The sequence below is a fragment of the Pseudomonas sp. Van50 genome (assembly GCF_055390755.1).
The window spans coordinates 4,501,317-4,516,983 of sequence record NZ_AP024343.1 but is presented as its reverse complement, the minus strand read 5'-3'; the positions used below and the strand labels follow the sequence as shown (position 1 = coordinate 4,516,983).

Annotated in this window: 6 protein-coding genes; 2 read left to right on the top strand and 4 right to left on the bottom strand. The window is 58.1% G+C overall.

What is annotated here, in order from left to right:
- Nucleotides 1-115: 115 nt before the first annotated feature.
- Nucleotides 116-1,120: a DMT family transporter gene (locus ACZ5M5_RS18945; protein ID WP_464739422.1), complete on the bottom strand. Its 1,005-nt coding sequence runs from the start codon at nt 1,118-1,120 to the stop codon at nt 116-118.
- Nucleotides 1,121-1,132: 12 nt separating this feature from the next.
- Between ACZ5M5_RS18945 and ACZ5M5_RS18940 the strand changes: the two genes are divergently transcribed.
- Together ACZ5M5_RS18940 and ACZ5M5_RS18935 are read left to right on the top strand one after the other, a co-directional pair.
- Entirely contained in the window at nt 1,133-1,696 is a 564-nt protein-coding gene (locus ACZ5M5_RS18940) for a helix-turn-helix domain-containing protein (RefSeq protein WP_060741753.1), read from the top strand.
- Between the two features lie 17 nt (nt 1,697-1,713).
- Nucleotides 1,714-3,156, top strand: coding sequence for an FAD/NAD(P)-binding protein (locus tag ACZ5M5_RS18935; protein WP_464737808.1), 1,443 nt, complete (start codon nt 1,714-1,716; stop codon nt 3,154-3,156).
- A 60-nt stretch (nt 3,157-3,216) separates the two neighbouring features.
- Here the strand turns inward: ACZ5M5_RS18935 and ACZ5M5_RS18930 are convergent, their stop codons facing one another.
- Genes ACZ5M5_RS18930 through ACZ5M5_RS18920 form a run of 3 tightly spaced genes read right to left on the bottom strand, consistent with a single transcriptional unit; the run spans nt 3,217 to nt 15,667 of the window.
- Nucleotides 3,217-6,021: an RHS repeat domain-containing protein gene (locus ACZ5M5_RS18930; protein WP_464737807.1), complete on the bottom strand. Its 2,805-nt coding sequence runs from the start codon at nt 6,019-6,021 to the stop codon at nt 3,217-3,219.
- The gene (locus ACZ5M5_RS18925; protein WP_464737806.1) at nt 6,021-10,739 is read right to left on the bottom strand and encodes a Tc toxin subunit A-related protein; all 4,719 of its coding nucleotides are present in this window, start codon (nt 10,737-10,739) and stop codon (nt 6,021-6,023) included. Before ACZ5M5_RS18925 ends, ACZ5M5_RS18930 begins: the two co-directional genes overlap by 1 nt.
- A 38-nt stretch (nt 10,740-10,777) precedes the next feature.
- Nucleotides 10,778-15,667: a Tc toxin subunit A gene (locus ACZ5M5_RS18920; RefSeq protein WP_464737805.1), complete on the bottom strand. Its 4,890-nt coding sequence runs from the start codon at nt 15,665-15,667 to the stop codon at nt 10,778-10,780.

Here is a 15,667-nt window from a genome sequence, read left to right as displayed (position 1 = left end):
GGCAGTGTTTTCCGACTTTGCAGGGTTTCAGATGACCTCGGACGAAGCGTCAACGCCGGAATGGCCGCTGCCGAGGCGGCTTTTTTTTCGGTGGCGAATGGATTGCTGGCCGGCCTCAACCTTCCCGCTCAAGCGATTCATCGGCTGCAATGGCATCTTTGCTGCGGGTCTTCAGCTCACTGACAATCACCGCCGCCACGATCAGCGCCGCGCCGAACAAGGCAATCGCCGGCAACCGCTCACCGGCCAGGCGCCCGGCGATGCCGGCCCACACCGGTTCGCCGGCATAGATCAGCGTGGCGCGGGTCGGCGAGACGCTTTTCTGCGCCCAGTTCATCGCCACCTGGATCGCGGCACTGGCGGCGCCCAGGCCCACGGCACTGACCAGCAGCAACAGGGAAAAATCCGGGATCGCTTCCTGGGTCGGCACCACCATCAGGAACGCCAGCACCGCCGTGCTCGCCAGTTGCACCACGGTCACCCGGCGCACGTCGACCTGGCCGGCATAGGCGCTGATCAGGATGATCTCGGCGGCAATCGCGATGGCGCTGATCAACGTGGCGATTTCACCGGGGCTGAAATTCAATGAAGCGCCCGCCGGCCCTGACACCAGCATCAAACCGGTGAACGCCAGCATGATGCCGATGCTGGGCATCAGCCCAGGGCGACGGCCCAGCACCAGCCATTGCAGCAACGGCACGAAGGGCACGTAGAGCGCGGTGATAAACGCCGACTGGCTACTGGGAATGGTTTGCAGGCCGACGGTCTGCAAACCGTAGCCGAGCATGATGGCCACGCCGATGAAGCACCCGGCCTTGAGTTCGAACAGGGTCAGGTCGCGCAGGTGCCGCCAGGAAAACAGTGCGACGAACGCGGCGGCGGCCGCGAAGCGCAGGCCGACGAAAAACATCGGCCCGCTGACCGTCATGGCGTGCTGTACCAGCAAGAACGTTCCACCCCAGATCATGGTGATCAGCACCAGCACGCATTCGGCCTTGCTGAACCGGGAGAAACGGGGGGAAGCTTGAGGGGAGTTCACCGATACCATGACCTTGCGCGCCACTTGAGGGGGACGCACAATGCGCCCGAAGGTGGGCAGTATAATGCGCAACCCAGCCATGTGAGCAATATAGTGCACAAAGAATCCGGCCAGCGGGCCTCCGTCCTGCAACACGTCAGCCAGAACGTCCGTCGTCTGCGCCATGCCGCCGAGCTCAGCCAGACCGCGCTGGCGGAATTGTCCGGGGTCAGCCGGCGCATGCTGGTGGCCATCGAGGCGGGGGAAAAGAACGTCAGCCTGACGACGCTTGATCGGGTCGCCGAAGCCCTGGACGTGGCCTTCAGCGACTTGATCCAGGCCCCCGAGGCGCGAGATCCGAGCCGCATCAATGAACTGGCCTGGGCCGGCACCATCCCCGGCAGCAAGGCCGTATTGCTGGCCAAGGCCACCGCCAGCCGTGAAGTCGAGCTCTGGGAATGGCGCCTGGAGCCCGGCGAGCATTACCCTTCAGAGCCTGACGCCGACGGTTGGAGCGAGCAGCTCTATGTCTTCGAGGGTTGCCTGACCCTGCTGTTGGGCAGCGAGGAGCGCCGCATTGGCGCCGGTGAGTTTTTCATGTTCGCCAGCAACCAGCCCCATGCCTATCGCAACGATGGCCCGGTGGCGGCGAGATTCGTACGCAACGTGGTGATTTGATTCCTGGGGAGAGCGGTATGGACACAGCGCTGGAACGGCAGGGGAGTGGCCTCATCCGCGAAGCCGACATCCTGATTATCGGTGGCGGCCTGAGCGGTGCCATGCTGGCCGCGCAATTGCTGCGCCTGCCGGGCCGGCGCGAGGTGCTGATCGTCGAGCCGCGCAGCGAGCTGGGCCGTGGCGAGGCCTACAGTGCCGTGGAGCTGGGGCACACCTTGAACGGCAACGCCGCGCGCATGAGCGTCGATCCGGACAACGCCGACGACCTGACCCAATGGCTCACCGCGTTCATCGAAGCCGGCGGCTGGCCCGAGTCGGATCAGCAGCACGTGCCGATCAGCGAGTTGTTCCCACCCCGGGGAATCTTTGGCCTGTATGTGCAGCAGCGCCTGGCCGAGGCCCGCGAGTTGGGCGCACAAAACGGTTCGACCGCCGAGCATGTGCGCGGGGAGGCTGTGGACCTGCAGCTTGCCGACGATGCGGTGATGGTTACGCTTGCCGACGGCCAAGTCTTGCGAGGCGGTTTCGCGGTGCTGACCACCGGCATGTTCCCGGCGGCGCGCACCCCGCAAACCGAATCCAGCGGCTTGAACGCCGCTGCCCTGGATCCCTGGGATGTGGCCGCGATGCGTCAGCTCGATCCCCAGGCCACGGTGCTGATCATCGGCTCGGGCCTGACCATGGTCGACGCCGTGGTGTCCCTGGAACAGGCCGGGCACCGTGGCCCCATCGAAGTGTTTTCCCGCCATGGGCTGTTGCCACACGTACGCCGCCAGCCGCCGGCCTGGGTGGATTTCCTCGCTGAAGATCACAGCCTGCGTTCGCCACGCCAGTTGATGCGCGCCCTGCGTGAGCAATGCTGCCAGGCCATGGCCCAGGGCATCGATTGGCAGGCGCCGCTGGACACCGTGCGTGCGCATATCGGGCGTTTGTGGAACCAGGCCAGCGATGTGCAGCGCCGGCAGTTCGTGCGGCATGTGCGGCCGTGGTGGGAGAGTCATCACCATCGCTCGCCACCGTTGAGCGCGGAGCTGGTGGCGCGTTTGCATGGGGAAGGGCGGTTGCGGATCCAGGCGGCGTCGTTCAAGGGGTTGGTTGAGTCTGCCGAGGGGGCGCTTGGGATCCGCATCCGGCGGCGCGGCGAGGCCGGGACGACGGTGGTGCAGGGCGCTGCGTTGATCAATTCCAGTGGCATCGAATATGACTGGCGCCGGGTCGCCCGCTCGTTGCCACAACAGCTGCTGGCCCGCGGTCTGATCCAGCCGGGACCGTTGGCCCTGGGCATCGCCGCCCGGCCTGACGGCGCGGTGCTCAACGCCCGAGGCGAACCCGCCGACCGCCTGTTCGCCATGGGCCCGCCGTTGCGCGGGATGTGGTGGGAAAGTACGGCCGTGACTGATGTGGCGAGTCAGGCCAAGGCGTTGGCGGGGCGGTTGCTTCAATTGCAAATCCAAACTTGAAATTGGATCGTGCTGTCGCGCTGGTGTGGGGCGCGAAGAGGCGAAGAAGAGATCCTTCCATCACAGCGGCCTGCGCTCTCCCCAGCCTAGGGCTATAGCTGCGGAACGGGGATTTGCAGCTTGTGCCCTGATCTTTTTCACGTTTACGTCATTCACTTGTTTCAACGCATTCATTGTCAAATATGTGCCTGCGCCACGAATACTCAAGGTGTTTTCCGTAACTATCCTTTCGGCGATGGCTCTATTTAATTGCGCTCCGCTCAGTTGCGAACCGGGATCAATGATAGTGAAATTAACCTTCAGCTCAGCATTGGTACGATCATCATCGTCAGGGAAACTCAGGGTAACGAGGGTTATGCCATATATTTTTCGATCAGCCGGTTCCTTATTAAGATCCGATTTTTTGAACAGTGCGAACAACCGATTGTCTGGGCTTTTCTTGTTCAATGATAAATCGATTTCCCGCAACTGCTCACCAGAATGTATCCAATCGTGAAATTCTCCAGAGAGATAGGCTCCTAACTGAAAATTTCTTCTCTGTTTTGTAGCATCTTTAGCTCCCTTAAGGATGTCTGAAGTTATTATGTCGCTGTATATATCTTTATAGCCCTTCAGCGTATCTTTTAGCTCGTTAGTGGTCACGCCACTCACGTCGCCATATTTGAGCAGTTGTTCCCTAGATCCGACCCCCACTTCTACGGTTTCGAAGTCATCACTAGAAATATAATCATCTAGCGACTCATCAAATACCTTTATTCTTTTCTTGGATAGTAGCGCCAAAAAGTGGAATCGATTAAATCGGTTGACTTCTATTTCCACATTTGGGATGTCTTTTAACTTAATTTCTCCTGTGTTTTTAGTTGGTATTAGTCCGTCCGTATCGTTGTAGCTTATCGGGTTATTTCTAACCATCCGATAGATATTTAAACCATCCACCCCTTCTGCCGGATCCGGATTAACCCACCGCTGCAACCACGTTGCGTAATACCTGAACCCATAATAATAAAGCCCCGTCGCATCCCGCTCTTTCCCCGAATAACGCACGGTCTTGTAACTGGCCTCCACCTCACTGCGCCCGGCAAACCAGGCCGTACTGCCATAGGGATGGTAGGTTTCCCGGCTGATGACCCCGGCCTCGCCCTCCAGCTCCACGCTGTTGGAACCCAGATGGTCGGTCAGGCTGTAGCGGTATTGATCGTTGCTCATACCGGCAGGCGGTGTGGTTTCCCAGTGCAGCACCTGCATGGCGCTGCGTCCGGCTTGTACGCAGATCACGTGCAACACTTCGCTCGTACCTTCGCGGGTGCGGATTTCCAGGCCTGGCAAATAGCGAACTTCCGAGATCAGCGAACGGGCATTGGTTTGGGTGGAGCGGACCTTGCGTCGCCGCATTCCGTCGCCGCCGTAGAAGTACAGTTCGCGGTCATCGTCACTACTTTCACGTTCCACCGGGCGCACCTCGTGCAATTGATTACGCAAATCCCAGCGCAATGTTTGCCCCTGTTGCAGTGCCAATAGGTTGCCGTTGCCGTCGAACGCGGCGGCAATCTCCTCTTCGGTCGGTGGTCGGTCATCCAGGTCAGGCAGGCAACGATTGCTGTAACGAGCGGCCGTCAGTTTGCGGCTGTGACTTTGTGGACCGACATGGATCAGTTCCAGCAAGTTGCCACCCGCGTCGTAGTGGTACGTTTGCTGATAGTTGGCGACTGCGCCCGGATCATCGAAGCGGTTGAAGCCCGGGCCTCGACTGGCACTTCCGGCCTCCCAGCCGGTTGCCTTGGTCAACTGATAGAGGCTGTCATGGTCATAGCGGTTGATCGGCTCCACCCGTTGGTTGGCGAAGTAACGAATTGGCAAGGCAGCATCTTCGATACTCAGCACATTGCCCACCGGGTCGTAGGCATAGCGAAGATCCTGCAGAGGGGCATCGGCATCGCGCGCGGCGTGCAGCCGCAGAAGGCGTCCGTCCTCGGCACGGTAAGTCAGGGTGCTGACCACACCGTTGCCGGCAGTTTCCTGTTCGACCTGGCTGTAGGCGTTGTAGGCGATATTACCGACCAGCGTCCGAGGCGTTGCCTGACCGCTCAATTGCAAATGGCTCGCGAACAACAGGCCATCGACGGTGTAGTCGAACAGTTGCCGATTGCCCTTGGCATCCACCTGCTCCAGCACATCGCCCAGCGGGTTGAAACGCGTCGCACTGGTTGCCGCTTGGGCCACCGGCTCCAGCAGTGCATCGCGCTCAGGTAGGGCCTGCGGCCAATCCGGTGCTTCCAGCGCATGCAAAAAGCGTTGGGTCTGTTCAAGTATTCCACCGGTTAAAGCGTACTCGTCCAGAGTCTGGCTGCCCGCCGGATCATCGTGTCGGATCACTTGCCCGCATTGGTTGTGAACGGCGAAATCGGCCCCGGCAGCCGCGTATTCATAACGCTCGGTGCAGCGCGCGGCTTCGCCTTTGCCTTGTTCGTAAACGGCCAGTGGGCGCAGCAGATCGTCGTATTCGACCCGTCGCTCAGTCTCTCGGCTGTCCCAGGTTTCCACTAACTGATCTGCATCGCCGAACAAGCTGATCCGCTCACCGGCATCGACACTCATCGAGCCCAGTACCTTGCCTGACAGCGAGTAGCGGTTGCTCAGGTTCGCCGGTGTTGCCGCATCTTCTGTCTTGAGCGCCCATAGCCTGGGGTCCCATTGCTCAACCAGGCGCCCCATCGCGTCATAAGCGCTGCGGTTGATTCGCTCTTCGGGGGCTGCCGTCTCGACGGCGCGGTAGTAGGCGACTGAACGCACATCGAGCCCGCGCGGGTCTGCCACCGTCAGGGTAGGGGTGTGAGTATGGATATGTCCGGTTCCTACTCTGTTCATCACTTATCCTGATGCGGTAACAGCTTGGTCCCTACCGATGCTTGTTGTTCCACATACGCCACTAGGGGCTCGACCTGGGCGGCAAATGCGCTGCCACCATCCACCGCCAGGTAACGCACCTGCAGGATGATGTCGGTCAACGAATCGAAGACGGCTTGTTGATGCGCCGAGAGGTGCCGGGGAAAACTCAGCATCCAACTCGACACCGCGCCCGTCCCCTCGAAAGGCAGATAGCGTTCATCGTCGAAGTTCAGGGTGAACAGGCCAAAATCATCCAGGCCGCTGGACAAGCCGATTTGCTGGCTGAGCCTTGGATTGAACACGATGTATCGTCGATCGAGTTCGATATCGTTGTCCGGAGCCAGCTCATTGGCGTCGCTATAGAGACTGGCCACGCCACCCAGCGAGGGTTTCAACAGGGTGCTGCTGCGCATTTGCACCAGGGTGGCATGGATATCCTGGTACGGCCCCAGCACCACCGGGAACGACAGGCACACCCCTATCAACTGGCGCAGGTAATGGCCGGGATAATCCTTGTCGAACAGCGAGCTGGTGAGATGGAACGGGATCTCGCCATGCTCCCTGAGCTGATCCAGCACCGCCTCCCAGCCGACGGTCCTGGGTACAGCGCTATCGGGCGAGGCGTTGGGGTCGTAATCCTTGAGCAGGTCTTTCAGGGAGATGGTCTTGGTCAGTTCCAGGCGGCGTTCATGGCGGTTGAGGAACGCCGACTCCATGCGCAACAACCCCAGTTTCAAAGCTTCGCCGGCATTGAGGCCGTGCCGGTTGTCGGCCCAGGCATCATGGGGAATGAAGCGCGTGTCGTGATCGCCCAGCTCATATTGCCAACCGGCTTCGGTGGCCAGGCACATCGACAACACGGCGTCATAGGCCTGGAAATACAGCGTCGACATCTGACTGAGCAACCATTGATACAGCCCCGGCCCAGTGGAACGGTGCTTGAGGAAGTCATAGTAGATTTGCGCCTGGTCGCGGGCTTTCTTGGCTTGCAGAAGACTGGTGCCGGCGGCATTGATAGCGACTTGCTGAGTGAGTATCTGTTTTTCGAGCACGACAATTTCTGCCTTGGCTTGCTCGATCATGAAATCCCATTCTTCGCGGCGGCGGCGATACTGCTCATTGCGGGTTCGACGCTCTACGTCGATCATAATGCCCCTAGATGTCGTCTCTAACGCTGCCGCAGCCGCAAAGGCAAGTGCAGCTGGTTTGCGTGGTCCAACAGTCGTTCCCGCCTTATTGAAATAAGTTGAGTCAATTGAATGCCCGACCGCCGTTAAGGCTGACGACACTGTATTGAATATCCCCGCGGCCAAGTGCTCGGCCATGATTCTGTTCTCATTGTCGGAAACATCCTCTTCACGCAACCCCTCGTAATAGCTCTGACGCGCAACCACCATGGCCTTGCTGGCCCATAGAGCACTCTCGCTGCTGTGGGCCTGTTCGATGGCCTGCTCCTGCAAGGTCACACCAAACTCGGAGAGTTCCTGCACATGGCCTTGCAGCAGCTCTTCCTGCTGGCTGCGGTCCCGCAGTTCCATATAGGCGCGCACCTGTTCGCCAAAGCGGATCAGGGTGTCAACGGCGCTTTGCACACGGGGCAGCATGGCGCGAAAACGGTACGGCGGGATGATCGCCAGGGACCCCAGCCGCCGGGCGCCGCCGCCTTCGCCGGCCAATTGCGCACGCAACAGGTCGAACGGATTGGCCGGGGCCTCGTAAAGCGCCAACAGCAACGGTTTGCCATCCAGGGTGAGGTTGTTGCGCAGGTTGCCCAGGCGTAAGTCGAGGTTGTCCCACAGTTCGAGCAATTGCGTGTTCACCGGCAGGCGAAACCACGGTGCATCGATCAGGCGCAACCACGGCTCACCCTGGATATGCCGTGGAGTATCCTGGATGAACAGCTCTTGGATCGATGACTCGAATGCGCTGAATAGCGCGCTGTCATAATCCGCCGCTTCCTCCAGCGGCATGGGCTCCCAGCGGCTGATACTGCGGCCCTTGGACAAGGGGCCGAGCAAGGAGAGGGCGCGTACATAAAGGAGCTTGGCTTCGTTGAGAGCATCGCGAGTCAGTTGCCGGTAGAGCATGTCGCCGCGGGCAATCAAGTTTTTCACGTAGTCGGTAAAGATTGCCTTGCGATAGTGCGAGGGCGAACTGTAGGCAATCGCGTCCGGATCGCGCAGGCCACCCTGGCCGAAAAACTGCTCGGCGGGACGATCCGGCTGGGCCAGGGGCCTGACGCACCAATACGGATAGTCCGCGGAGGGCGCAGGAGAGAGCGGCTGAATACGTGCCAGCGGATTGAAAATGGCGTGATACCAGGTTTCCGCGCCCAGGTAATCGAACTCGCTGTGCAAGCGCCGCGCAACCAAGTGCGGAGCATGGAAAAACAGTTCCCAGAAATAACGGCCGTTGGCCCCGTTGAAATCCAGGGGAACCGCTTGCGAAGAACCGGGAACGGGGGGTTCAACCGTGTGCTGGGTTTCCCAACTCAGGGCCGCTTCCAGGGAGAAGGCCGCCTTGGCGACCAACTCCGCAGCGAACAAGCTGTTCAGCCGAACGTACCGCAGGTTGTTCAACTCCAGGGCCTGCAGATCAAGAAACTGTGCGCCCGCCGCAGTGGCCGTCACTTTGGGGACGTCACGGAGCATTGGGCTGAGAGTCACCAGGAATCTATTCCAACCTATTCCAGGATCGCTACCTCTCGTCACACCAAAAGGGAACGCATAGGAAGTACTGGTTGCACCGGTCCAACTTTTCGTGAAAAGAGGGGTTTTAGCCGCACCGTTTAACGTGAGCGAAGCTGAGCCCAACCTATCTTCCTTATAGGCACCTTCATCCTCATAAGCGTACCAAACGCCAAAATCTCGCGTCAGCGGGGCAAAGATCTCAGAAAAAACATTTGACTTATTTACAAAGTCAATCTCTCCCTCTACTGGACCACCGTAGATAAGCGAGATTGTCGATTTCGCTTTAAACAATGCCCCTCTGCGAACCTCTTCAGGTGTGAAAGGCAAGAGTGCCTCCAGCTCCAAATCCAACGGAACTTTGTAGCGCATCCGCCTGACACGCCCGCCATGAAAAGAGCTGTTCCAATCCGCGCCTATCTGCGTGCCCGGTGTGTTTTGATTTATTGTAACAAGCGTTGTGCCGTTGTAACTAAATACATGGCTGTGATTTAATTTTTCCACATAAGAGTGCATAAGATCGATTTTCTCGCACTGTGCCCAGAGCTTCCCCTCTTCATAATAGACAGCAAACAAAACCTCAACTTTGCATGTGCCAAGTGGATGGGACCACTCCCAAATCTTTCGGTCATCAAGGGAGAATTTTATATCCACCTGTTCCATCCGGACAATTGAACACGAACCTTGAACCTCCAGCTTGCCTCCAATCAGTTCTTGCTGAGCATTCTTGTGCATATGCAAAGTTGCACTGAATTCCAAATAAGGATTCAAAGCATCCGGGTAGTCTGCCGGAGGCGGATAATAGTTATGGACATTATCACGATCCCACACTACCGAGTCGATGGCCCAGTCAACCTTCGTAGAGCCACTGTCAATGCCCACATAAGGAAACTGCAAGCGTGTTGGATCATTCCCGAACATGGAGTTCGCCACGAGCGTCAGCTCTCGCTCTTCCGCCACATTCAGTATGATTCGGTTGAAGGACTCATCATGCACTCGCAGTTCTGTATTTGCGCCCAACTTAAAGGCTACGATCAACCGAGGGGTCGAGGCAACACGAAGGTCCATGGCCACCGAAAGTGCACCGCTCTTGATATAGATTTCCGCCGCCAACTTGTCCACCAGGTTATTCACCGCGGTGAGCCCAGTAAAAAGTATCGTTGCCGGAGACCATTGATCATTTATTTGCTTATAGGCCATCTTTGCCGAATAAAAATACTGACCGGTTTTACTGCCATCATCGCTGACCTCCGGCTGATCGACTTCGACCCAGACCAGGTGCAGTCGGTCGCGAATTACCACCGGGCGAACCTGGGTGACGCCCACCGAAAAGGCCACATCAATGGTTTTCCACTCACTCCAGGCCGCGGGCGAAACGTGGGTGCTCGAATCATCCAGGTCAATCGCCACCTTGCGCCAATAGGGGGCAAATGGTTCGACGTTTTGCCGACCGACAAAGTAATAATTGGCGTGTCTGAAGTCCGTGCCGTCGATATAGCCCGAGAGCATCTTCAGGTTACTCACCAACTCAAACTGACTGAGGTAGTTTTTCAGTGCGGTCTGTACGCTGTCCTCGGTCAGGCGGCTTTGCCCCAAGTCGTTCTCCAGAGCCTCGAACTGGCTGGTCTTGCCCAGGCGCAGCGCGGGGTCGATGTAGTTTTCCGGGTAGTCCTCGATCATCTGGTAGCCGGCCCAGATGCTGTACTGGCTCATGCTCTCGCGCCACAAGCGCAGTTCCTCGTTACTGAAACCATAGGGGTAGCCGGGCTCCATGCCGTTGTAGATGGCATGGATATACTGCTGGAGACTGGCGATACCCTGTGCGACCCGGCTGGTTTCCACCTGGGCGCCGACCTGATTGTCGATCAGCAGGTATTCGTAGAGGTCCTCGGGAGTGGTCAGGCGCAAAGGAGCCGCCGTGTTCGATGACGGCACGATCTGGCCCAGGTAATAGGCGACCAGGGCGTCGCGGCGTTGTTCTTCGAGTTCGCCGATAATTCCTGATTTCATTATCGCCACCTCACGAATAGGCATAGGGAATCGAAAAATCACTCGACAACATGGGTCATGCTTTCATACAAAACATAACCATTAGCCGCCACTACCTCACTGGTACTGAACACCCACCCGCTACTGGGGGAATTGTCGATGGGGAAGCGCGCTTCGGACTCGGGGTTGAACTTCATCTCAACCGTACTCGTCCATGACAGATTCTGAGCGGTGGCTGTCATATAAACCCCATCAAGCCTCCAAGTTTCCTGGCCCACAGGCCAAACATATCCAAGTCTGGGCCGGAACATGCACCACATACTCTTGATTGGCGTCTCGATATATTTGGGATTCCATGAATCAAAAATATATCCAATTTTATATTCAAGCAGCAACTCGACAGGGAATGGATAGGTTCCCTTCAAACCGAGCCTCAAGTCCCCCATCTGATAATAAGTTATGTTGTCCGCCAGGATATGGATGTCCAGCTCGCATCCGTCCACCGTCGAGACAAGAAGCTTATCGATTTCAGGTATTCCAATCTTGATAATTGAAAGGTCCGCTCCCCGATTTTCAAGTTTGAAGGGAACGCCTGCGATAGGGTTGCCATTTACCCCTATGGTTTTAACATTCAATTTATAGCTAAAGCTACGGGCTAATAAATCCGGAACACTGGCGTGAAGCTCCTCGCCCTCCAGTATCACCAGGAAATTGAAATAAGGGGTCGCGGCTACCGCAAAAGAAACCTGGCTATCCCCTCCAGATACCTTAGCAACAACGGTGTGCTCAGTCAGCGCCGAGCCTTCAACTGTAAATTTTGAACTAAACCTGGCCTCCCCAGAACTGTCTGTGTAACTGATGGCCACAGCTACCCCATCTATTTCCCATTCTACCGGCATACGGGAAGGCGTTTCTTCACCAGAGCGCAACCAGACAGAGAACATGATCGGATCCGGGCTACCCTCCATATAATGCGTGTGGGACGCTTCATGCCTAACAATCCTCGTCAAGGGGTAGATGACGGTCACCGCACTTGATCGACTCTGAATCGGTGCAGCCGCGCTGACCGTTACGGTTACCGACCCACTCTCTTCAGCATTAAAACGTGAGCGAGCAATACCCTCACCATCCGTTTCACTTGTCAGATCAAGCAGGCCTTCCGTATCCGCCGTCCAAGTCACCAACGTCCCGGCCGGTACCGGGTCGCCATTAAGTTCAACCAATCGACAACTGAGTCCCACTTCAATATTCTCAACCACCGTGTTATCAAAACGAATATATTGAAAATACGGCGTGCTGATAAATACCACGGTTGGAAATGTCCACTGACTGTCGTTTTCGTATCGTGCGACAACTGTCGCCTCACCCAGTGGCCCACTGCGCAGACTCGAATGGCTGATCCCGTCATGGTTGGTCATCGTCTGGTAACGTTGGAACTCGCCCAGGGTTGTCCCCCAATCCACCAGGCGGTCAATACCCAGGTTGGTAAAGTCATCCACTAACGTGACGCTGAAATTGATGGCTTCGAGTTTGTTGGACAACGCCTCCAAACGATCATAGGTCGGCGCTGAAAAGTGCAACGAGGCATCATCGCAACCAATGGTCACCACCGGTGCGAGCACTTTGTCGCCCAGCCCATATTCGGCCACCACATGCACGATGCCCATGGTGTCGCCGCTCCCCAGCGTGACGCTGCTCTGGCCGTTCTCGTCGGTCACCGTCGAGAGCTGCTCCAATTCCCCAAGTTTGTTGGTGCTCCAGGTAATGGTGACGTCTTCGAACGGTTCATCCATGAAGTCGCGCAGGGTGATGTGGTAGGTCGCGCTTTCGCCAGGTTTGTTGGCCACCAGATAGTCCGGCGTCACCGTGATCACGCTGCTATGGCTTTGCCCGACTTCACCGGCCGGTGTTCCCTGTACCGACTCGGTGAGGCTGGCCAAGGCCAGCTCCGCGGCATAGCGGAAATCCGCCACGTCACTGATGGGCGTCAGCTTGCCCAGCGCCAACAGCGCCTCGGCATCCAGGTCGGTCTGCCGCGCCAGGCGACAGGTGTGCACCAACAAATCCAATTCGGCGAGGGTGAAGATCACCCCGTCCTCCGGGTTCAGATACGAGGCCACTGCCAGCACCTGGCGTACACCCCAGTCGAGAAAACCGGCCAGCTTGTTCGCTGCACTGTCGCGGATCAGCCGCTTGTCGCCTTCCAGGGCCTTGTCCCACAAGGTGTTGATCAGTTGCAGATAATCCAGCAGCCGTTCTTCCGGTTGTGCGCTCAGGCGTACGGTCGAGGCGTATTGGGTAAAAAAGTACAGGGTCTGCAGCGACAACCCGACATCATCAAGACCAAACCACTGTGGCTGTAGCACACACTGATCGACAAAGGCCGGGCTCAGGTCCAGGTGGGTGGTGACGGCGGCTCGCTTGACCAGGTTGTCGAGCACCAACAGCACTTCGTCGCCAATGGCCAACTGCAAGGGGCCACTGGTGTTACCCGCTTGCCCATAGACCCGCAGCACTTCCATCAGCAACTGATAGCGATTGCCCTCGGCCCAGAACAGCAACACCTTGACCAGCTCGACCGAGCTGTCCAGATAACCGGCCAGCCCTTCCATCAGCAAGGCTTCCTGAGCGCCACGAGCGCGCATGATCATATTGCAGAGCTGGGCGTGCAGGCCTTCGATCGGCAGATCGAATCGTTCCAGTACCTGCGCCACGGTACCGCTCAGGGCCGCTTCATAGTTCTCTTCGGTTTCTCCCTTCAGGTATTTGACCAGGCCCCTGGCTGCCGGGATGGTTTCTCCCGCCTCGATGAACTCTTTGAGTTCGTCGAACCAATCGATGGCGACCGAGGAAATCTTCTCGATACCCTGGTCATCGACGTCAACGACCACGCGGGTTTGCGGTGCGCCGATTTCGGCGAAACTGCTGTCGCTGATCAGCGCCGCCGCCAGGCGCGAGTGCATCTGTTTGAGCAGGTTGAGTTCGGCCTCGCTGGCCACCGGTTTGGTCAGGGCCGGTAGCACGATCCGACAGACCTGGCCGACCGTCCATTTATGTTCGGCCAGCCAGACACTGGCTTCGACCAGGGCATGGATCACGCTCAAAGTGTCGGTGTTACCGGAGGTCTGGTAGGAAGCGATATGGGTTGGCCCGGCCAGTTTCGAGACCAATTGGCTGCCACCGTTGTCCAGCAATTCAAGCAACGCCAGCGCCTCGATGGTGGTCAGCCCCAGATAATGGGGCAGTCGGACCAACCGGTAGAATGCCGACACCACCGCCGCGCTCCAGCGCAACGGCTCACCGGCGTAGGCCTGCTCGATGACCTTGGCGGTAAAGCGGTACATCTCGAAGGTCATGCCCAGGGCGGCACACAAATGATCGATTTTCCGCCGCTCGGCGTCGTTCCCCGGCGTGATACTGAAGGCCTGGCCATCCAGGATCAGGGGAATGGGGAACAGCGCCTGGCTGTTGAATATCTGATCGACTTGCGTTGACTGCTTGCCCCGGCCGTGCACGGCCAGTCCCTGGAGCAAGGCGGCAAAGTCGGCGGCGCTGACCTTGTAGCGCGTGCGCAAGCTCTGGAACAAGCCGAGAGCGCGCAGGGTGTCGGTAGTGATCAGGTAGTTCGAAGTCTTTCTTTCGGCGCCAATCGAGGCCACCAGCAGGCGATCAACCTGGTCGAACGGCAACTTGAGCCAGCGCGCCAGGCGGATCATGCGGTTGAGACGATCGAAGCGATCATGGGACCAATTGACGATCCGGTGAGTGGGGCCAGTTTCAGCGTCGCCAGTCGTTTCAATCGCCATGGCCGGGCTGATACCCGCGTTGACGTACACCGAACCGAACACTGCACCATCCACCGGCACCTCATCGGAGGAGATGAAATTGACCGACGAATAGGGCGCATAGGCGCCCACGGATAGCAGCGATTCGAGCTCTTCGGTCTTCAGTCCGGTGTGCAGGCAGAAGGTTTGGGTATCGAGCAGCCTCAATACATCGCCCTCACCGAAGTTGTCCTTGAAGAAGTGCTCGGGATCAATGCTGGAGGGTTCGAGCAGACGGGTCCTGGGGTTGATGCGGGCCAACGCCAGGGTTTGCTCGGGGTCAGGTTCCAGGTCGGGATCGAACTCTGGGAAGTACGGTGCCTCCAGCAAGATTCCCTGCTGCACCGGACCGAAGCCGGTGTCTTGCACCAGGGCGATATCCGACAGCAGCGAATGCACGCCAGGTTCCTTGAAATAGGGATAGGCCGGGTCGGTGCAACGGATCACGTCTCCGGGCAGGCGTTCCTTGCGCTGCAAGGTGTAATTGATCTGTTGCTGATAGCGCTCATACGGCAAGGTCGTGGGGTAACGCACATCCAACAGCACATCATCCAGCGAACGCTCGTCGCCGAAGCTTTCCAGATAGTGGCGCGCCGAGGTTTCCAGTATTTCGTTGACCAACACCAGGGTCGGCTCGACACGTTCGAGGGCACTGTGATCCAACCACAGGCCCGCCAGGTCCGGACGCCGATCGGACAATAAAATGCGGTTTTGCTGCCCGTCCTCCGTCCTGCCGCTCTGCTCGATTTTCTGCGCTTCGCGGTAGAGGTCGGCCAGGTAGGCGACGGGGGAGGTCGTGGCTTCAATCGCATCCGTCGGGCAATGGTTGGCCCAGTCCGGCCGGAACAGATCGTTATAGGTCGGGGCATCCACCAATCCCCTGATGCCCGAGCCGGGCTCCAGGGCTCGGCGTATCGCGGTGGTCAGCCGTTGTTCGCGAAACTGCCGGGCCGTGACGACGCTGATGGCCCTGGCCTGTTCATGCAAGGCACGTGCTTCGCTGATGTGTAAGGTCCTGTCAGTGCTCATCAGTTGCTGGAGCGAACCCTTGGCGATTTCCAATACCGAGTCGTAGTGTTCCAATAGCTGGCTGCGACTGCGCTCGGTCTTGCCCAACAGTTGCAA